The 18,763-nt window shown below is 71.6% G+C and carries 17 protein-coding genes; 11 read left to right on the top strand and 6 right to left on the bottom strand.

Going from position 1 to position 18,763, the window contains the following annotated elements; genetic code table 11:
- Positions 1–5 precede the first annotated feature (5 nt).
- The 5 genes from panD to AB0C03_RS10550 all read left to right on the top strand — a co-directional run bounded on the left by panD (position 6) and on the right by AB0C03_RS10550 (position 4,923).
- Positions 6–434 (top strand): aspartate 1-decarboxylase, encoded by a 429-nt coding sequence (gene panD, locus AB0C03_RS10570; protein WP_030327945.1) that lies wholly within the window; start codon positions 6–8, stop codon positions 432–434.
- A 96-nt stretch (positions 435–530) separates the two neighbouring features.
- Complete coding sequence (locus tag AB0C03_RS10565) at positions 531–1,427, top strand: septum formation family protein (protein ID WP_357636025.1); 897 nt, start codon at positions 531–533, stop codon at positions 1,425–1,427.
- Positions 1,428–1,535: 108 nt separating this feature from the next.
- A complete protein-coding gene (locus AB0C03_RS10560) occupies positions 1,536–3,233 on the top strand; it encodes an L-aspartate oxidase (protein ID WP_357636022.1) in 1,698 nt (565 codons plus the stop codon).
- A gap of 11 nt (positions 3,234–3,244) precedes the next feature.
- Positions 3,245–4,147: a carboxylating nicotinate-nucleotide diphosphorylase gene (gene nadC, locus AB0C03_RS10555; RefSeq protein WP_030327939.1), complete on the top strand. Its 903-nt coding sequence runs from the start codon at positions 3,245–3,247 to the stop codon at positions 4,145–4,147.
- 17 nt (positions 4,148–4,164) lie between these two features.
- Entirely contained in the window at positions 4,165–4,923 is a 759-nt protein-coding gene (locus tag AB0C03_RS10550; RefSeq protein ID WP_030327937.1) for a type III pantothenate kinase, read from the top strand.
- A 36-nt stretch (positions 4,924–4,959) separates the two neighbouring features.
- Here AB0C03_RS10550 and AB0C03_RS10545 read toward each other — a convergent pair whose 3' ends face one another.
- Positions 4,960–5,700: a class I SAM-dependent methyltransferase gene (locus AB0C03_RS10545; protein WP_357636019.1), complete on the bottom strand. Its 741-nt coding sequence runs from the start codon at positions 5,698–5,700 to the stop codon at positions 4,960–4,962.
- Between the two features lie 89 nt (positions 5,701–5,789).
- Here AB0C03_RS10545 and lysS point away from each other — a divergent pair, with 89 nt between their 5' ends.
- The 3 genes from lysS to AB0C03_RS10530 all read left to right on the top strand — a co-directional run bounded on the left by lysS (position 5,790) and on the right by AB0C03_RS10530 (position 10,883).
- Positions 5,790–7,298, top strand: a complete 1,509-nt coding sequence (gene lysS / locus AB0C03_RS10540) for a lysine--tRNA ligase (protein WP_030327934.1) — start codon at positions 5,790–5,792, stop codon at positions 7,296–7,298.
- 113 nt (positions 7,299–7,411) lie between these two features.
- A complete protein-coding gene (locus AB0C03_RS10535) occupies positions 7,412–7,756 on the top strand; it encodes a histone-like nucleoid-structuring protein Lsr2 (RefSeq protein WP_081883668.1) in 345 nt (114 codons plus the stop codon).
- 583 nt (positions 7,757–8,339) lie between these two features.
- The gene (locus tag AB0C03_RS10530; RefSeq protein WP_210864862.1) at positions 8,340–10,883 is read left to right on the top strand and encodes an ATP-dependent Clp protease ATP-binding subunit; all 2,544 of its coding nucleotides are present in this window, start codon (positions 8,340–8,342) and stop codon (positions 10,881–10,883) included.
- Between the two features lie 285 nt (positions 10,884–11,168).
- On the opposite strand, the gene AB0C03_RS10525 is transcribed toward AB0C03_RS10530, so the two are convergent.
- On the bottom strand, positions 11,169–12,080 hold the full coding sequence (locus AB0C03_RS10525) for an HhH-GPD family protein (RefSeq protein ID WP_030327928.1): 912 nt from the start codon (positions 12,078–12,080) through the stop codon (positions 11,169–11,171).
- Between the two features lie 96 nt (positions 12,081–12,176).
- Here AB0C03_RS10525 and AB0C03_RS10520 point away from each other — a divergent pair, with 96 nt between their 5' ends.
- From AB0C03_RS10520 to AB0C03_RS10510, 3 genes are all read left to right on the top strand, one after another.
- Complete coding sequence (locus AB0C03_RS10520) at positions 12,177–12,689, top strand: glycine cleavage system transcriptional repressor (protein WP_030327926.1); 513 nt, start codon at positions 12,177–12,179, stop codon at positions 12,687–12,689.
- Positions 12,686–13,270, top strand: a complete 585-nt coding sequence (locus tag AB0C03_RS10515; protein ID WP_357636014.1) for a peptide deformylase — start codon at positions 12,686–12,688, stop codon at positions 13,268–13,270. Before AB0C03_RS10520 ends, AB0C03_RS10515 begins: the two co-directional genes overlap by 4 nt.
- Positions 13,271–13,376: 106 nt before the next feature.
- Positions 13,377–14,093, top strand: coding sequence for a hypothetical protein (locus AB0C03_RS10510; protein WP_030327923.1), 717 nt, complete (start codon positions 13,377–13,379; stop codon positions 14,091–14,093).
- 6 nt (positions 14,094–14,099) lie between these two features.
- On the opposite strand, the gene disA is transcribed toward AB0C03_RS10510, so the two are convergent.
- The 4 genes from disA to AB0C03_RS10490 form a co-directional block, all read right to left on the bottom strand.
- Positions 14,100–15,284, bottom strand: a complete 1,185-nt coding sequence (gene disA, locus AB0C03_RS10505; RefSeq protein WP_030327921.1) for a DNA integrity scanning diadenylate cyclase DisA — start codon at positions 15,282–15,284, stop codon at positions 14,100–14,102.
- Positions 15,285–15,415: 131 nt separating this feature from the next.
- Positions 15,416–16,873 carry a DNA repair protein RadA gene (gene radA, locus AB0C03_RS10500; RefSeq protein ID WP_030327919.1) on the bottom strand — a complete coding sequence of 486 codons (1,458 nt, stop codon included), beginning with the start codon at positions 16,871–16,873 and terminating at the stop codon, positions 15,416–15,418.
- Between the two features lie 85 nt (positions 16,874–16,958).
- Positions 16,959–17,738, bottom strand: coding sequence for a hypothetical protein (locus AB0C03_RS10495; RefSeq protein ID WP_030327917.1), 780 nt, complete (start codon positions 17,736–17,738; stop codon positions 16,959–16,961).
- A 140-nt stretch (positions 17,739–17,878) separates the two neighbouring features.
- Entirely contained in the window at positions 17,879–18,718 is an 840-nt protein-coding gene (locus tag AB0C03_RS10490) for a UbiA family prenyltransferase (protein ID WP_374224214.1), read from the bottom strand.
- Positions 18,719–18,763: the final 45 nt, after the last annotated feature.

Here is an 18,763-nt window from a genome sequence, read left to right as displayed (position 1 = left end):
TCCCGATGTTGCGGACCATGCTCAAGTCGAAGATCCACCGAGCCACGGTGACCCAGGCCGACCTGCACTACGTCGGTTCGGTGACGGTGGACGAGGACCTGCTCGACGCCGCCGACCTGCTCCCCGGCGAGCAGGTGGCGATCGTGGACATCACCAATGGCGCCCGGCTGGAGACGTACGTGATCCCGGGCGAGCGGGGCAGCGGCGTGATCGGTATCAACGGTGCCGCCGCGCACCTGGTGCACCCCGGTGACCTGGTCATCCTGATCTCGTACGGGCAGATGGACGACGCCGAGGCCCGGTCGTACCGGCCCCGGGTGGTGCACGTCGACGCCGACAACCGGGTGATCGAGTTGGGTGCCGACCCGGCTGCGGCGGCACCCGGCACGGCCGGGAACCCGGTGCCCAGCCCGTTGGCCGTGTCCGGAGTCTGATCCCGGGTAGCACGATTCCGGTCTGTCACCGGACTGTCATTTCCGGTTACCCTGGGCGCGCTGGCGGAAGCCGGTCGGTGGCTGGGGGAGGCCGCGATGCGCCGTGCCATGACGACCTCGTTCGCCGCTGTTGCCGCGGCGGCGCTGCTGGTGGCCTGTGCCGGGTCCGACGGCCTGGACGGTGATCTGACCGACGACTGGGCGGCCCTGCCGGCGCCGTCGGCGTTCACCCCGGCAGCCGGCGTGTGTCACGCCGCCGACTTCACCGATCTGGTCAGCCTGGCCGGCTACCAGCCGGTGGACTGCGCCGGCCCGCACCGGCTGGAGACCGTGCACGTGGGGGCGTTCCCGGTCGAGCGGACGACCGCCCCGGCGGGTGGTTCGGCGGAGTTGCGCGGCGCGTTCGCCGAGTGCGACACCCGGGCGGCCGGCTACCTGGGTGACGACTGGCGGTCGGGCCGGCTGCGGCTGTCAGTGGCGCTGCCCAACGGGCCGGGTTGGGCGGCGGGTTCCCGGTGGTTCCGCTGTGACGTCACCGAGCTGACCACCGTCGAGGCGGCGGCCACCGTGGTGGTCCGGTCGGGCAGTCTGCGGGACGCCTTGAAAGGGCCCACCGCGCTGCGCCTGGGTTGCCAGCAGACCCGCGCGGGCGCCGGCCGGGGGGTGCAGACGTTGATCCCGGTGGAGTGCGGCGCACAGCACGACGCGGAGTTCGTCGGGGTGTGGCGGGCACCGGATCGGCCGTACCCGACCCGGGACGCCGATTGGCTGCCGCTCTACACGGGTTGTCGCAGCGTCCTCGCCCGGTACGCGGGCGTACCCGACGACGCCACGCTGCGTTTCCGCAGCGGGGTGGTGGTCCGGCCGCCGGGGGCGGGGCGGTGGAAGGTCGGTGATCGGGGGGTCCGCTGCTATCTGTGGCTCAGCGACCGTACGGTGACCGCCTCCCTGAAGGGCGCCGGCCCGGCGGGTCTGCCGGTGCGGACGAAGTGACACTGGCCTGACGGTCGACGCGGCGCGGCGGGCGCCGGACGGCGTCGCCCAAACCACTCGTCCCGCCCCCGCCGCCCCGGGCGAGGACGGTTCGGGTTGACTGGGGGAATGCGTTTCCCGACCGTCGACCTGCCCGCCCTGCCCACGCTGCTGGCCGCGCCAGCGCCCGGCTGGGTGGAGACCACCGACGTGATCGTGGTGGGTTCCGGCGTGGCCGGGTTGACCGCGGCGCTGCACCTGCGCGAGGCGGGTCTGCACGTCACGGTGGTCACCAAGGTCAACATCGACGATGGCTCGACCCGCTGGGCGCAGGGCGGCATCGCCGCCGTGCTCGACCCGGCCGACTCCCCGGCGGCGCATGCCCGGGACACCGAGGTCGCCGGGGTCGGGCTGTGCGACCCGGCGGCGGTCCGGGTGCTGGTCGAGGAGGGCCCGACCCGGCTGCGTGAGCTGATGCGGATCGGCGCCGAGTTCGACAGACACCCGGACGGCTCGTTGATGTTGACCCGCGAGGGCGGGCACCGGGCGGACCGGATCGTGCACGCCGGCGGAGACGCCACCGGCGCGGAGGTGCAGCGTGCCCTGCACGCCGCCGTGCAGCGCGACCCGTGGATCCGGCTGGTCGAGCACGCCCTCGTGCTGGACCTGCTGCGCGCGCCCGGCGACGGCCCGGACGGGCTCGGCCCGGCGTGCGGGATCACCCTGCACGTGCTGGGTGAGGGCAGCGAGGACGGCGTCGGCGCACTGCTGGCCCGCGCGGTGGTGCTCGCCACCGGCGGAATGGGGCAGGTCTTCTCGGCCACCACCAACCCGGCGGTCTCCACGGGGGACGGGGTGGCGCTGGCGCTGCGGGCCGGCGCGGCGGTGACCGACGTGGAGTTCGTCCAGTTCCACCCGACCGCCCTGATCACCCCGGCCGGCGCGGGGGTGCCCGGGGCCGGGCACGCGCAGCAGCCGCTGGTCTCCGAGGCGTTGCGCGGCGAGGGCGCGTACCTGGTGGACGCGGACGGCAAGCGGTTCATGGTGGGCCAGCACGAGTTGGCCGAGTTGGCCCCCCGGGACGTGGTGGCCAAGGGCATCCACCGGGTGTTGGTGGCCACCGGCGCGGACCACGTCTTCCTCGACGCGCGGCACCTGGGCGGCGACTTCCTGGCCGGTCGGTTCCCCACCATCGTGGCGTCCTGCCTGGCGATCGGCGTGGACCCGGCGACCGACCTGATCCCGGTGGCGCCGGCCGCCCACTACGCCTCCGGCGGGGTCCGGACCGACCTGCGCGGCCGTACCTCCATCCCCGGCCTGTACGCCTGCGGCGAGGTGGCCTGCACCGGCGTGCACGGCGCGAACCGGCTGGCCAGCAACTCGCTGCTGGAAGGGCTGGTCTTCTCCCGGCGGATCGCCGAGGACATCGCGGCCGGCCTGCCCGAGCAGGCCCAGCCGGCGGACGTCGGCGCCTGGCGTGGCGGCGCGGGCTGGGTGCTGCCGGCGGAGGTGACGCCGACCCTGCAGCGGGCGATGACCCGGGGGGCCGGGGTGCTCCGATCCGCGGCGACGCTGGCCGAGACGGCCGGGACGTTGACCGAGCTGGGTGTTGCCCGGGGTCGCCCGCGCACCGCCGACTGGGAGGCGACGAACCTGCTGACCGTGGCGTCGACGCTGGTAGCCGCCGCGTACGCCCGTGGTGAGACTCGGGGCTGCCACTGGCGGGAGGACTTTCCGACGGCCGACGAACGGTGGCTGGGCCATCTCGTCGGGGCGGTCGGGGCGCAGGGCCGGGTGACGCAACAGTGGGAGGGGAGTTCACGGTGAGCGCGACGGAGATGGCGTTGACGGGGCCGACGGCGGTGGCGTTGCAGGCGGCCGGGCTGGACCCGGCACAGGTGCGGCAGGTGATCGAGGGCACGCTGGTCGAGGATCTGGGCCCGGACTTCCTGGACGTCACCAGCGTGGCCACCGTCCCGGCGGAGCAGACCGACACGGCCGACCTGGTGGCCCGCGCGGACGGGGTGTTGGCCGGGATGGCGGTGGCCGCCGCCGTGTTCGAGCTGGTGGGTGAGGTGACGGGCTTCGGTCGTACCGTCGAGGTGTCGGTGCTGGCCCGCGACGGTGAGCGGGTGGCCCGCGGTGACGTGCTGGCGACGGTGACCGGCCCGACCCGGTTGCTGCTGACGGCCGAGCGGACGGCGCTCAACCTGCTCTGCCGGATGTCCGGGGTGGCCACCCACACCCGGGCCTGGGCGGACGCGCTGGCCGGTACGAAGGCGATGGTGCTGGACACCCGCAAGACGACGCCGGGCCTGCGGGCTCTGGAGAAGTACGCGGTGCGGGCGGGCGGTGGCACCAACAAGCGGATGGGCCTCTACGACGTCGCCATGATCAAGGACAACCACAAGCTGGCGGCCGGGGGCATCACGGCGGCCTACCGGCGGGTCCGGGAGGCGTTCCCGGAGGTGCCGGTGCAGGTCGAGGTGACCAGCGTCGACGAGGCGGTGGAGGCGGTGGAGGCCGGGGCGAACTTCCTGCTCTGCGACAACATGACGCCGGAGGCGCTGGCCGAGGCGGTGGCCGCGGTGGGTGACCGGGCGGAGCTGGAGGCGACCGGTGGGCTGACCCTGGAGGTGGCCGGCCGGTACGCGGCCACCGGCGTGGACTTCCTCTCGGTGGGCGCGTTGACGCACTCGTCGCCGATCCTGGACATCGCGATGGACCTGCGTACCGACTAGTTGTCTAGGCTGCGTGCGTGCTGCTCTGCATCGACATCGGAAACACCAACACCGTGCTGGCGACCTTCGACGGCGACAAGCTGGTGCACTCCTGGCGGATCAAGACCGATGCCCGCTCGACGGCGGACGAGCTGGGCCTGAAGTTCCGGGGTCTGCTCGCCGGGGACAACGTCGAGATCACCGGCGTGGCCGCCTGCTCCACCGTGCCGGCCGCGTTGCGGTCGCTGCGGACGATGCTCGGCCGTTACTACGCCGACCTGCCGAGCGTGATCGTGGAGCCCGGTGTGCGGACCGGCGTGCAGTTGGCGATCGACAACCCGAAGGAGGTGGGCGCCGACCGGGTGGTGAACACCCTGGCGGCGTACACCCTCTACGGCGGCCCGTCGATCGTTGTGGACTTCGGCACCACCACCAACTTCGACGTGATCAGCGAGCGCGGTGAGTTCCTGGGCGGCGCGTTCGCCCCGGGTATCGAGATCTCCTTCGACGCGCTGGCCGCTCGGGCGGCGCAGTTGCGCAAGGTGGAGGCCACCAAGCCCCGCTCGGTGATCGGTAAGAACACCGTGGAGTGCCTTCAGGCCGGCCTGTACTTCGGCTTCGCCGGGCAGGTGGACCGGATCGTCGAGCGGATGACCGAGGAGTTGGGCGAGGTGCGGGCGGTGATCGCCACCGGCGGCCTCGCCTCCCTGGTGATCAACGAGTGCCGCACCATCACCCACCACGAGCCGATGATCACGCTGATCGGCCTGCGGATGGTCTACGAGCGCAACCGGTGACCCCGGCCGCCGTCGGGGGCGGCCGTCGGGTGGGCCTCAGCGGCGTCGGGCGCGCAGCACCAGCGTCCGGTACGGCAGCTCGATGGTGTCCCGGCCAGCGAGGGCGGGGTGGGTGTTCAGGAGTTCGGTCAGTTCCCGCTCGACCCGCCGTTGATCGTCTGTGGTGGCGGTGAGCCAGTACGAACGGGTGCGGACCACGCCGCGCAGCTCGTCCCGCGTGAGCGTGCTGTGGTGCCGGAACTCGCGCCGCTCGATGGGGTCGAAGGCGGGGCCGAAGTCGGGGTGGTCGTTGCCCGCCAGGCTGGCTGAGTTGTCGCCGAAGTGGGCGATACGACCCAGCTCGGCCACCCAGTCGACGCTGTCGTCCCGGATGTTCCACAGGGGGGCGAAGGTGCCACCGCCACGGAGCACCCGGGCGATTTCGGCGTGCGCGGGCTCCCGGTCGAACCAGTGGTACGCCGTGCCCACCAGCACCGCGTCCGCGGCCGAGTCGGGCAGCGGCAGGGCCTCGGCGGTGCCCGCCAGCGCCGTCGTGCCCGGGGTGCTGACGGCGAGTTGCGCCCGCATCCCCGGATCGGGCTCGACCGGTACGACCTGGTGGCCCAGGGCCAGCACGGCGCGGGTCAGGATGCCGGTGCCGGCCGCGAGATCCACCACTTGGCCCGCCCGCAGCCCGCCGAGGGCCCAGCGGACCGCAGCTTCGGGATAACGTGGCCGAAAGCGGTCATAGTCACTCGCCGCGACGCCGAAGGACAGGGCGTGAGTGTGATCCGCCATGACGGGCAGGTTATCCGGTAACAGCCACCTGAGCGCTTGAGTACGCTCGGGCCTGACCCCCCGTAGTCATCGTGACGAGGAAGCGTGCCGTGAGCGAGCAGAACCCCGTGCCAGTGGACCCCGCCGACGACCTTCCCGAGCAGATGAAGGTCCGCCGGGAGAAGCGGGACCGGATGCTCGCCGAGGGTGTCGAGCCCTACCCGGTCGGCTTCCCCCGCACCACCACCCTGGCGCAGGTCCGGGCGGCCTACGCCGACCTGCCGACCGACACCGCGACCGGCGACCAGGTCGCTGTCACCGGCCGGGTGATCTTCGTACGCAACACCGGCAAGCTCTGCTTCGCGACCCTGCGGGACGGCGACGGCACCGAGTTGCAGGCGATGCTCTCGCTGGACCGGGTCGGGCCGGAGCGGCTGGAGGCGTGGAAGCGCCTGGTCGACCTCGGCGACCACGTCGGCGTCACCGGTGAGGTGATCACCAGCCGCCGGGGTGAGCTGTCGGTGTTGGCCCAGCACTGGGAGATGACGGCGAAGGCGCTGCGACCGTTGCCGGTGGCCCACAAGCCGCTGTCCGAGGAGGCGCGCGTCCGGCAGCGTTACGTCGACCTGATTGTCCGGCCGCAGGCACGGGAGATGGTGCGTACCCGGGCCGCCGCCGTACGCAGTCTGCGCGATTCACTGCACGGGCAGGGCTTCATCGAGGTGGAAACGCCGATGTTGCAACTGCTGCATGGCGGCGCGACGGCTCGACCGTTCGTGACCCACAGCAATGCGTTGAACACCGATCTGTATCTGCGAATCGCTCCCGAACTGTTTCTCAAGCGCGCTGTGGTCGGCGGCGTCGACCGCGTCTTCGAGATCAACCGCAACTTCCGTAATGAGGGTGTCGACTCTTCGCACTCGCCGGAGTTCGCGATGCTGGAGACGTACCAGGCGTACGGCGACTACGACACGATCGGCGAGTTGACCCGTAATCTCGTGCAACAGGCGGCGATCGCGGTGAGCGGTTCGACTGTGGTGACCCACGCCGACGGGCGCGAGTTCGACCTCGGCGGCGAGTGGCGGTCCGTGACGTTGTTCGGTGTGCTTTCCGAAGCGCTGGGCGAGGAGGTCACGGTCCGCACCGAACGCTCACGCCTGGTGGAGTACGCGGACAAGGTCGGATTGGCGGTGGACCCGAAGTGGGGCCCGGGCAAGCTGGCCGAGGAGTTGTTCGAGGAGCTGGTCGTTCCCGGCCTGGAGGCGCCCACCTTCGTCCGGGACTACCCGGAGGAGACCAGCCCGCTCACCCGGGGCCACCGCAGCGAGCCGGGGTTGGCCGAGAAGTGGGACCTCTACGTGCTCGGCTTCGAGCTGGGCACCGGGTACTCCGAGCTGGTCGACCCGATCGTGCAGCGGGAACGGCTGGTCGCCCAGGCGCAGTTGGCCGCCCGTGGCGACGACGAGGCGATGCGTCTCGATGAGGACTTTCTTCGGGCGATGGAGTATGGAATGCCGCCGGCCGGCGGTATGGGAATGGGAATCGACCGGCTGTTGATGGCGCTGACCGGCCTCGGAATTCGGGAAACGATCCTCTTCCCCTTGGTCCGCCAGGAGTAGTCCCGGCCGGAGCTCACGGCGGGCCGTAACGGGGTCCTATTGACGCGACGAGCGGCGCGGGGGTTATTGTGCTCTAGTTAGCAGGAGCGCCCTGCTCGAAAGGAATGTGGGACGTGGCCAAGCAGATCATTCACAAGCTGGTCGATGACCTGGACGGCGGGGACGCGGACGAGACCGTCAAGTTCGCCCTCGACGGCGTTCAGTACGAGATCGACCTGTCGAGCGCCAACGCCGCGAAATTGCGTGATGCATTTGCCGCGTACGTTGGCGCCGGCACCAAGGTCGGCCGTGGTGGTGTCGTGATCGGTGGGCGGGCTGCCCGCGGTCGCGGTGGCGCGACCGCCGATCGGGAACAGAACAAGGCGATCCGGGAGTGGGCCAAGAAGGCCGGCAAGGACATCTCGGACCGGGGTCGTATCCCCCAGGAGATCGTGGACGAGTTCCACGCGAAGCGCTGACCCGTCAGCAGCGTGGTGGCCAGCCGCCACCGCAGGCGACACCGACGCCGGGCCGGAGGAGTTCTCCGGGCCGGCGTCGCCGTATCCGGGATGTGGCGTCGTGTGCCCGTTCGGGGTGAGTGGCCGTTTCGTCGCTGGGGTCGCGGTGGCCGCTCGGGGGCGGCGTCGTCGGGTCCGGTCCGCGCCGGGAAGCAATTCGAGCCGACCGTCGTTGTCCACAACCAGTGGACCAGCTGTCCACAACCTGTGGACAACCTCCCCAGGGCCCGGCGCGACGCTTGTCGCGACCGCCGGTCCGGCCGCCCGGAGCCTCCGGGAGCGCTTCCGGACCCCGGATCGGGCTTCGGTGGCGCCAGTCGGATTTCGCTCTGCGCGTAGCGACAGGGCTACCGGAACACCTCCTGAGCGCGGACGGTTGTTCAAAACGACGTGGAACTGACCCAGACCGGAGACACACGACCTCAGCTGAGTCGGTCAGCGACGATAGAGTAAGGAGGCACGGACGCCCGTCCTGGACGTTCGTGCACCGGCCCCGCCAAGATCTTGACCATCAAGGCGCACGGCACGTGAGGAGCACGAGGGCATGTTCGAGCGGTTCACCGACCGAGCGCGACGGGTTGTCGTCCTGGCCCAAGAAGAGGCCCGGATGCTCAACCACAACTACATCGGTACGGAACACATCCTGCTGGGCCTGATCCACGAAGGTGAAGGCGTCGCGGCTAAGGCCCTGGAGAGCCTCGGCATCTCCCTGGAGGGCGTCCGCCAGCAGGTCGAGGAGATCATCGGCCAGGGCCAGCAGGCGCCGAGCGGGCACATCCCGTTCACGCCGCGGGCGAAGAAGGTGCTGGAGCTGTCGCTGCGCGAGGCGCTGCAGCTCGGCCACAACTACATCGGCACTGAGCACATCCTGCTCGGGCTGATCCGTGAGGGCGAGGGCGTCGCCGCCCAGGTGCTGGTCAAGCTCGGCGCCGACCTCAACCGGGTCCGCCAGCAGGTGATCCAGCTGCTCTCCGGCTACCAGGGCAAGGAGCCTGCCGCGGCGGGCGCCGCGCCGGGTGAGGCCGCGCCGTCGACCAGCCTGGTGCTGGACCAGTTCGGCCGCAACCTGACCCAGGCCGCCCGCGAGGGCAAGCTCGACCCGGTCATCGGGCGCGAGAAGGAAATCGAGCGGGTCATGCAGGTGCTCTCCCGCCGTACCAAGAACAACCCGGTCCTGATCGGTGAGCCCGGCGTCGGTAAGACCGCCGTGGTGGAGGGGCTGTCCCAGAAGATCATCAAGGGCGAGGTGCCCGAGACCCTCAAGGACAAGCAGCTCTACACGCTCGACCTGGGTGCGCTGGTCGCGGGTTCCCGCTACCGCGGTGACTTCGAGGAGCGCCTCAAGAAGGTGCTCAAGGAGATCCGCACCCGCGGCGACATCATCCTGTTCATCGACGAGATCCACACCCTGGTGGGTGCGGGTGCCGCCGAGGGCGCCATCGACGCCGCCAGCATCCTCAAGCCGATGCTGGCCCGTGGCGAGCTGCAGACCATCGGTGCCACCACCCTCGACGAGTACCGCAAGCACCTGGAGAAGGACGCCGCTCTCGAGCGCCGGTTCCAGCCGATCCAGGTGGGTGAGCCGTCGCTGGCCCACACCATCGAGATCCTCAAGGGTCTGCGAGACCGGTACGAGGCCCACCACCGGGTGAGCATCACCGACGCGGCGCTCGTGGCCGCCGCGACGCTGGCCGACCGGTACATCTCCGACCGCTTCCTGCCGGACAAGGCGATCGACCTGATCGACGAGGCCGGTGCCCGGATGCGGATCCGCCGGATGACCGCGCCGCCAGACCTGCGTGACTTCGACGAGCGCATCGCCCAGGTGCGTCGCGACAAGGAGTCCGCGATCGACGCGCAGGACTTCGAGCGCGCCGCCCAGCTGCGCGACAAGGAGAAGCAGCTGCTCGGCCAGAAGGCCCAGCGGGAGAAGGAGTGGAAGGCCGGTGACCTGGACGTCGTCAGCGAGGTTGACGACGAGCAGATCGCCGAGGTGCTCGGCAACTGGACCGGCATCCCGGTCTACAAGCTGACCGAGGAGGAGACCTCGCGCCTGCTGCGCATGGAGGACGAGCTGCACAAGCGCGTCATCGGCCAGGAGGACGCGGTCAAGGCGGTCTCGAAGGCGATCCGGCGTACCCGGGCCGGCCTGAAGGACCCGAAGCGCCCGTCGGGCTCGTTCATCTTCGCCGGCCCGTCCGGTGTCGGTAAGACCGAGCTGTCCAAGGCGCTCGCCGAGTTCCTCTTCGGCAGCGAGGACGCCCTCATCCAGCTGGACATGTCCGAGTTCCACGACCGTTACACGGTCTCCCGGCTCGTGGGTGCCCCTCCCGGCTACGTCGGTTACGACGAGGGCGGGCAGCTGACCGAGAAGGTGCGGCGTCGGCCGTTCTCGGTGGTCCTCTTCGACGAGATCGAGAAGGCCCACCCGGACGTGTTCAACACGCTCCTGCAGATCCTCGAAGACGGTCGGCTCACCGACGGTCAGGGTCGGATCGTGGACTTCAAGAACACGGTCATCATCCTGACCACCAACCTGGGCACCCGAGACGTCGCCAAGGCGGTGTCGCTGGGCTTCCAGCAGTCGGAGGACTCCGAGTCCAACTACGACCGGATGAAGCAGAAGGTCAACGACGAGCTCAAGCAGCACTTCCGGCCTGAGTTCCTCAACCGGATCGACGACACCATCGTCTTCCACCAGCTGCGTCAGACCGAGATCCTCTCGATCGTGGACATCATGATCCAGCGGATCGAGGGCCAGCTGCGGAACAAGGACATGGGTCTGGAGCTGACCGACAACGCCAAGAAGTACCTGGCCGCGAAGGGCTTCGACCCGGTGCTCGGTGCCCGTCCGCTGCGTCGCACGATCCAGCGCGACATCGAGGACAACCTCTCCGAGCGGATCCTGTTCAACGAGCTGACCCCCGGTCAGATCGTGGTGGTCGACTGCGAGGGCGACCCGGACGACATCGACAAGTCCAAGCTCGTCTTCCGGGGCTCGGACAAGCCGGTCGACGTTCCGGACGCCGTCCCGGCCGATCTCGGTGGCACTGCCGCTGGCACCGCCGCCGCAGGCGTGGACGAGTAGCACAACCGGCAAGGGGCGGGGCCCCGGTGGCGCAAGCCACCGGGGCCCCGCCTTCGTGCGCCACCCGCACGAACAACACCCGCCACCCCGCCGCCGCCCGGCCGACCACCCTCCAGGACCGCCCGACCCGCCCGACCCGTCGCACCCGCTCGGCCCGCCCGCTCGGCGGTGGCCTCGTCCCGGTGGAGCGCTTCCGCCCGCAAGATCGCACAACATCCAGGATGTAGTGGCATCCGTCGCGCCTGACACCACTACTTCCAGGATCGAGCACGATCTTGCGGACGGTCAGGTCGTGAGGTCGGCCGTTGGCAGGGAGGGGCCGTCACCGACCAGGCGGAAGGAGTCGGTGCCGGCGGGCTCGACCAGCCCGTCCTGCACCAGGCCGGCGAGGGCGCGGGCGCGCTGCACGTCGTCGGTCCAGACCTGGTCCAGCCGCTGGTGCGGAACCGGCCCGGTGCTGTCCCGCAGCACCCCGAGCAGCAGGCCGCGTACCTGTCGGTCGGTACCCGCGTACCGCTGGGGCCGACGGGTCGGCCCCGCCGGTGCCTGCTGGCCGGACGCCCGCCAGGCGCAGGTCGACTCGACGGGGCAGGCCGTGCAGCGCGGCGACCGGGCGGTGCAGATCACCGCTCCCAGCTCCATGAACGCGGCACTGGCCAGCGCTGCCGCTGCCGGTTCCAGTGGGAGCAGTTCTTCGGTGGCGACCAGGTCGGCGGGTCGGGTGACCGGCCCGGCGTCCGGTTCACCGGCCACTGCCCGGCACACGACCCGGCGTACGTTGGTGTCGACCACCGGGTGCCGCTGCCCGTACGCGAAGGCGGCCACCGCCCGCGCGGTGTAGGTGCCGACGCCGGGCAGTGCCAGCAGGTGCTCCAGCCGGTCCGGCACCTGGCCGGCGTGCCGGTCGACGATCGCGACCGCGCATTCGCGCAGCCGCACCGCCCGACGGGGGTAGCCGAGGCGTCCCCACATCCGGATCGCCTCGGCGGGGGTGTCCGCCGCCAACGCGGCCGGCTCCGGCCATCGCGCCAGCCAGGCCTCCCAGGCCGGCACCACCCGGACGACTGGCGTCTGCTGAAGCATGACCTCGCTGACCAGGATGGCCCACGGGGTGACACCGGGCTCGCGCCACGGCAGGTCCCGGGCGTGCTGCTGGAACCATCGGCTGACCGCTGTGGCGAAGTCGGGTTGAGTCATGGCGTCGTCGATGATGTCACGCCCGGCGTTCCCGTTGGGTGGGCGGCTCGGGCGGGGTGCCACGACGTCGTCCGGCGGACGGGGGAGAATGCGCGGATGAACGAGCTCGCGATCACCGTCATCGGTCGGGACCGGCCGGGCATCGTGGCCGACGTCGCGGAGGTGCTGGCCCGACTGGGCGCGAACCTCACCGACAGCACGATGACGCGCCTGCGGGGGCATTTCGCGATGACCCTCATCTGCACCGGGCCGGCCGCCGCCGAGGTCGAGGCCGCACTGGCGTCACTGACCGCCGAGGGCCAGCTGCTGGCGACGGTACGCGCGGTCACCCCGGACGGCGACGTGCCGCCGGCCGGTGAGCCGTACGTGATGGCGGTGCACGGTTCGGACCGGATGGGGATCGTCGCGGCGATGACCCGGGTGCTGGTGGACGCCGGGGGGAATGTCACCGACCTGAGCACCCGGTTGACCGGTGAGCTCTACGTGGTCCTGGCGGAGGTCGAGTTGCCGGCCGGGGTGGCGGACACTCTGGTTGACCGGCTACACCGGACGGCTGCCGAGCTGGGCGTGGAGGTCACCCTCCGGCCGGCGGACCCGGATCTGCTGTGACGGGCGAGGAGCGCGTGCCGGACGTCGAGGCGTACACCGGTCTGGGTGACTGGACGCCGGACTTGCTGTTGGTGCCTGGCGTGGTGCGGCCGGTGGTGTCCGCCCCGCACGCGGTGTTGAGCCGGGCCTCGGACGAGGTCGATCCCACCGCCGCGGAGACGGTCCAGTTGGCGGCCGACCTGGTGGCCACGATGCGGGTCTCGCCGGGCTGCGTCGGGCTGGCCGCACCGCAGGTCGGGGTGGGCGCTCGGGTCTTCGCTGTCGACGTGACCGGGCATCCGAAGGCGGTGACGGTGCACGGCACGTTCGTGCTGTGCAACGCGCGGGTGGTCGAGGCGACCCGGTGGAAGCCGGGCCGGGAGGGCTGCATGTCGGTGCCGGACCTGACCGGTGACGTGAAGCGGGCCAGCCGGCTGGTGGTGGAGGGTGACCTGCCGGGCAGTGGCGAGCCGGTCCGGTTGGTGACCGACGGCTTCGAGGCTCGGGCGTTGCAGCACGAGATCGACCACTGCGCGGGGCTGCTCTTCCTGGACCGGGTGGCCGGTGCGCACGCGATCTATCAGCGCAAGGTCTACCTGTGACCAGTGCGTCGTCTGTCCTCAGTGGACGGTGGGGCGTACCCCTCGAATCGGTTCCGGCGCGTCGCGCCGCACTGCCGGGTACGGCGCGGCTACGGTGGAGGGCATCATGCGTCTGACGGTCGGCCCCCTGCCACCCGCCGTGTACTGGCGGCGTCGCGCCGTCGTACTCGGAGCGGGGTTTCTGTTCCTGATTGTCCTGCTCTACTCCTGCACCGGTTCGGATCGGTCCGGCGGTCAGAAGCCGACGGCGGGAGGCACCCCGTCGGCGACGTCCTCCGCGACGTCTGATCCCGGCGGGCCGGTGTTGACACCGCAGACCGGGTCTCCGTCACCGCCCGCGCCCGCTGATTCGACTGCGACGACTCCGAGCCCGGCGATCACCAGCAACACCCCGCCGCTGGGCGCGGCGGCCGGTTCGGAGGACGACGGCACCTGCACCGACGGGGAGATCAGCGTGGTCTCGTCGGCGAGCCAGACCTCGGTGCAGCGAGGCGCGGTGGTCGAGCTGCAACTGAAGATCAAGAACACGTCGGACCGGACGTGCAGTCGCAACGTCGGCGCCGACCTGCAGGAGATCTTCATCAAGTCCGGTGCCGAGAAGGTCTGGTCGTCGGACACCTGCGGCAAGGTCCAGGGGTCGGACGTGCAGACCTTCACGCCGGGCTTCGTGCGCTCCTACGAGGTGCCGTGGAACGGGCGGGACACCAGCCGCTGCGACGGTGCGCTGGCCGGTGGGCCGTTCGCGCCGGTCGGGTCGTACCAGGTGTTCGCCAGGGTCGGCACGAAGCTCAGCGAGCCGGTGAAGCTGACCGTCGCCGGCTGAGCCCGCTCAGACGTAGCGTTCCAGGATGGATGCCTCGGCGAGCCGGGACAGCCCTTCACGGACGCCACGGGCCCGGGCGTCGCCGACCCCTTCGACGGCTTGCAGGTCCTCCACTGTCGCGCCGAGCAGCCGCTGGAGGCTGCCGAAGTGCAGCACCAGGCGGTCGACCACCGCCACCGGGAGCCGGGGCACCTTGGCCAGCAGTCGGAAGCCGCGCGGACTGACCGCGGCGTCGAGCGCGTCGGACGCCGCCGGGTAGCCGATCGCCTTGGCGACCGACACCAGGTCGATCAGCTCGGTGGCACCGAGCAGGTCCAGCTCGACAAGAGCCTCGTCCAGGGTGCGGGACTTGCGGCCGACCGGGAGGTAGTCCCGGATGACCAAGGTCCGGTCGGCGTCCACGCCGGCCATCAGCTCGTCGAGTTGCAGGGCGAGCAGGCGGCCGTCGGTGCCCAGCTCCACCACGTAGCCGGCGATCTCGTCGGCGATCCGGCGGACCATCTCCAGTCGCTGCACCACTGCCACCGCGTCCCGCACGGTGACCAGATCCTCGATCTCCAGGGCGGAGAGCGTGCCGGAGACCTCATCCAGCCGGAGCTTGTAGCGCTCCAGGGTGGCGAGCGCCTGGTTGGCGCGGGAGAGGATGGCCGCCGAGTCGTCGAGCACGTGTCGTTGACCGTTGACGTAGAGGCTGATGATCCGCATGGACTGGCTGACCGAGATGACCGGATAGCCGGTCTGGCGGGCCACCCGCTCGGCGGTGCGGTGCCGGGTGCCGGACTCTTCGGTCGGGATGGACGGGTCAGGCATCAGGTGCACGGCGGCCCGGACGATCCTGGTGCCGTCGCTGGAGAGCACAACGGCGCCGTCCATCTTGCACAGCTCGCGCACCCGGGTCGCGGAGAACTCCACGTCCAGCGGGAAGCCGCCGGTGCACAGGCCCTCGACCACCTTGTCGTAGCCGAGCACGATGAGCGCACCCGTGCGACCCCGCAGAATGCGCTCCAGACCGTCGCGCAGGGCGGTGCCCGGGGCCATCAGGGCGAGGTTGGCCCGCAGCGGATCTCCGGCGCTCCCGGCGGCCCCCGCAGTCACGCTCACGCTGATCGGGCGGGCGGGCGAGCCCACGGCGCCGGTGCGGGCCTGGGGCGGCGCGCCGGCTGGCTTGGTGGTATCGCGGTCGATCGGCACGGGCACAGTCTACGGACTGCCGTGCGGTGGGTGCTGTCGTGGTTACTGTGATGTGTCACGATGCCGCCCTCTCCGGCGTTTCCCGCTTACGACCCGCTGTCCGGTTTCGCCGCCCTCGTCGGCACGGTGGGTCACTCGGCGGACGCACGGGCCGCATGGTGCAGCGCCGAACGGACGTCGGTGACCTCGGTCACCCGCATCTGCTCGGGCCCGGCGCCGGTGCTGGCCGGGCCGCAGCCGGGCGGCACCAGGGCCACCTTGAACCCCAGCCGGGCCGCCTCGGCCAGTCGGCGCGGCACCGCCCCGACCCGCCGCACCTCGCCGGTCAGCCCCACCTCACCGATCGCCACCAGGTGCGGCGCGATCGCCAGGTTGAGCCCGCCGGAGGCGACCGCCAGGGCCACCGCCAGGTCGGCGGCCGGCTCCACCACCCGGATCCCGCCCACGGTGGCGGCGAAAACCTCCCGGTCGTGCAGGGTCAGCCGCTCGGTGCGCCGTTGCAGCACCGCGAGCACCATCGCCAGTCGCGCCGAGTCGAGGCCGGAGACGGTGCGTCGGGGAGAGCCCGCCACCGTCGCGCCGATCAGCGCCTGCACCTCGGTGACCAGCGCCCGCCGCCCTTCCATTGCCACCGTGACGCAGGTGCCCGGGACCGGCTCCGCGTAGCGGGTCAGGAACAGCCCGGACGGGTCGGCCAGGCTGCTGATGCCGCCCTCGTGCATCTCGAAGCAGCCGACCTCGTCGGCCGCGCCGAACCTGTTCTTCACGCCGCGCACCAGGCGCAGCGACGAGTGCTTGTCGCCCTCGAAGTGCAGCACCACATCGACCAGGTGCTCAAGCACCCGAGGCCCGGCCACCTGGCCGTCCTTGGTGACGTGCCCGACCAGCACGGTGGCGATGCCCCGCTCCTTGGCGACCGACACCAGCGCCGCGGTGACCGCGCGGACCTGGGTCACCCCACCGGGCACCCCTTCGGTGCCGGTCGTCGAGATGGTCTGCACCGAGTCGAGCACCAACAGGCCCGGCTTGACCGCGTCGAGGTGCCCGAGCACCGAGGCCAGGTCGCTCTCCGCGGCGAGGTAGAGCTGCTCGTGCAGGGTGCCCATCCGCTCGGCGCGCAGCCGCACCTGACTCACCGACTCTTCGCCGCTGACCACCAGCGAAGGGCTGCCGGCATTGACCGCCCACTGCTGTGCCACATCGAGCAGGAGGGTCGACTTGCCCACGCCGGGCTCGCCGGCGAGCAACACCACGGCACCGGGGACCAGGCCGCCGCCGAGCACCCGGTCCAGCTCGCTGACCCCGGTGGGACGGGCGCGGGCCGGAGCGGCGCTGATGGTGGCGATCGGCCGGGCCGGCTCGGCCGGCATCCGGGAGCTGACCACCCGACCGGAGACGGTCGGGCCGGTCACCGTGCTCTCGACCACCGCCCCCCACTCGCCGCACTCCGGGCAGCGCCCCACCCACTTGGGCGGCTGGTGCCCGCAGGCGTCGCACTGGTAGGCCGGACGCGGTTCGCGGGCGGCGGACCGAGCACGGGCGGCACCGGCCGTGCCGCCACGCGGAGGGGTCGATCGGGACGTGGTCACATCAGGACGCTAGCCCCCGCGTACGACGAAAACACCCCGGCGTGGTGGTCACCACGCCGGGGCGTTCGTCGATGTGCGCTACGGGTCACTCGTGGGTCGTGCCGCCCTCGTCGCCCTCGTAGCCGCCCTCGCGCTCGATGATCGGCGACGGAGGGGCCGCCGGGGTGAGCGGCACCGCGACCGGCGCCTGGCCGGTGACCGTGTTGCCGTTGCCGAAGTCGAAGGTCACCACGACGTTCTGACCGGAGCGCAGCGCCTCGGTCAGGCCGATCAGCCGGAGCTGCGAGGTGGCCTCGGAGTTGAACTGGATGTAGCTCAACGGCGCCAGCTCGATCCGGGCCGGCTGGCCCGGAGCGGCCGGGCTGGCCGAACCGGACGCCCGCGCCGACTCCGGGGCGGACGGGGTGGCCGAGGACGACCCGGTCTCGGACGGCGTCGCCGACGGGCTCGGCGAACCCGAGGTGGAGTTCGACGGGCTGGCCGAACCGGACGGCGACGGGCTCTCCGAGGCGGACTCCGAGGCGGATGGCGACGGGCTCGCCGAGCCGCCGCTGATCACCACCTCGCGGGCGCTCTCGGTGGTGACGGTGACCGTCACCGTCTCCTTGGAGTCGTTGTAGATCACGGCGCCGAGGCCGGCGTCCTGCCCGGCCCGGTAACCCTCGGTGCCCGGGTAGTCCACCAGCAGGCCCCGCACCGAGAAGGAACCGTTGTCGGTCGTGAGGTTGACGCCCTGGACCGACGGCTCCTTCAACGCGGTCTCGGCGATCTGACCGGCGCCGCATCCCGAAGCCAGCAGGCTGGCCGCCGCAATCCCGGACAGCAACAGGGCCGCCCGCCGGGATCCCCTGATCGAGCGCGTCACGTCGGTCCTCCTCGTCACAATCCCCACCCGGGCCGTACGCCGGGCACGGTGGCCATACCCGCGCAGACCGCGCTCCAGGGTAGTTGGGGCTGATCGAGGCCCGCACGCGGACCCGGCAATGCCACCTGGCCGGGTGGCGTTCAGACCACCCGACCGCTCGCCACCAGCAGAACCACGTCGATGAGGGCCACCAGCATGACCGCCCGGAAGGCCGCCACCGGCCGCTGACCGGCCCGGCTCGCCGAGCGTCCGGCGTACCAGCTCAGCGGCGGCACCACGGCGGCCGTGCCGACCGCCGCCCAGCCGATCGCCGACGGCGGCCCGGGTGGCCCGAGGACCAGGGCCGCGGTCGCCGCGAGCAGGAGACCCGCCGCGGCCGCCCGGCTGCCGGCGGCGCCCAACCGGTGGGGCAGGCCGCGCACGCCGGTGCGGGCGTCGTCGGCCAGGTCGGGCAGCACGTTGGCGAAGTGCGCGCCGGCGCCCAGACAGGCCGCCGCCGCCACCAGCCAGACGGGCGGGGCCGGCTGACCGGGCAGTGCCAGCACCACGAAGGCGGGCAGCGCGCCGAACGACACGGCGTAGGGCAGCACCGAGAACGCGGTGGCCTTGAGCGGCCAGTCGTAGAGCAGGGCGGAGACCAGGGCGAGGGTCAGCCAGAACGCCGCCGCCGGGTTCGTGGTCAGCGCCAGCAGAGGGCAGGCCACCGCAGCCACCACGGCGGCCCAGGCCGTGACGCGCCGACCGACCGCGCCACTGGCGACCGGCTTGTCGGTACGCCCCACAGTGGCGTCCCGCTCGGCGTCCAGCGCGTCGTTGGTCCAGCCGACAGCGAGCTGGCTCGCCAGCACGGCGAGCACCACCGAGACGATTCCGGCCGGCCGGTGGCCCACTCCCCACGCCAGCAGACCGGCCACCGTGGTCACCGCCGCGGCCGGTTCCGGATGGCTCGCTCTGACCAGCCCTAACACCCTCGACGACATAAGGGAAGTCTGGTCGTTACCGAGCAGTCGTGCCACGCTCGGTTC

Source organism: Micromonospora parva, assembly GCF_040649675.1.
Classification (GTDB): domain Bacteria; phylum Actinomycetota; class Actinomycetes; order Mycobacteriales; family Micromonosporaceae; genus Micromonospora; species Micromonospora parva.
Note: the sequence above shows the minus strand (reverse complement) of the source record. Positions and strands in the feature narration are given on the sequence as shown.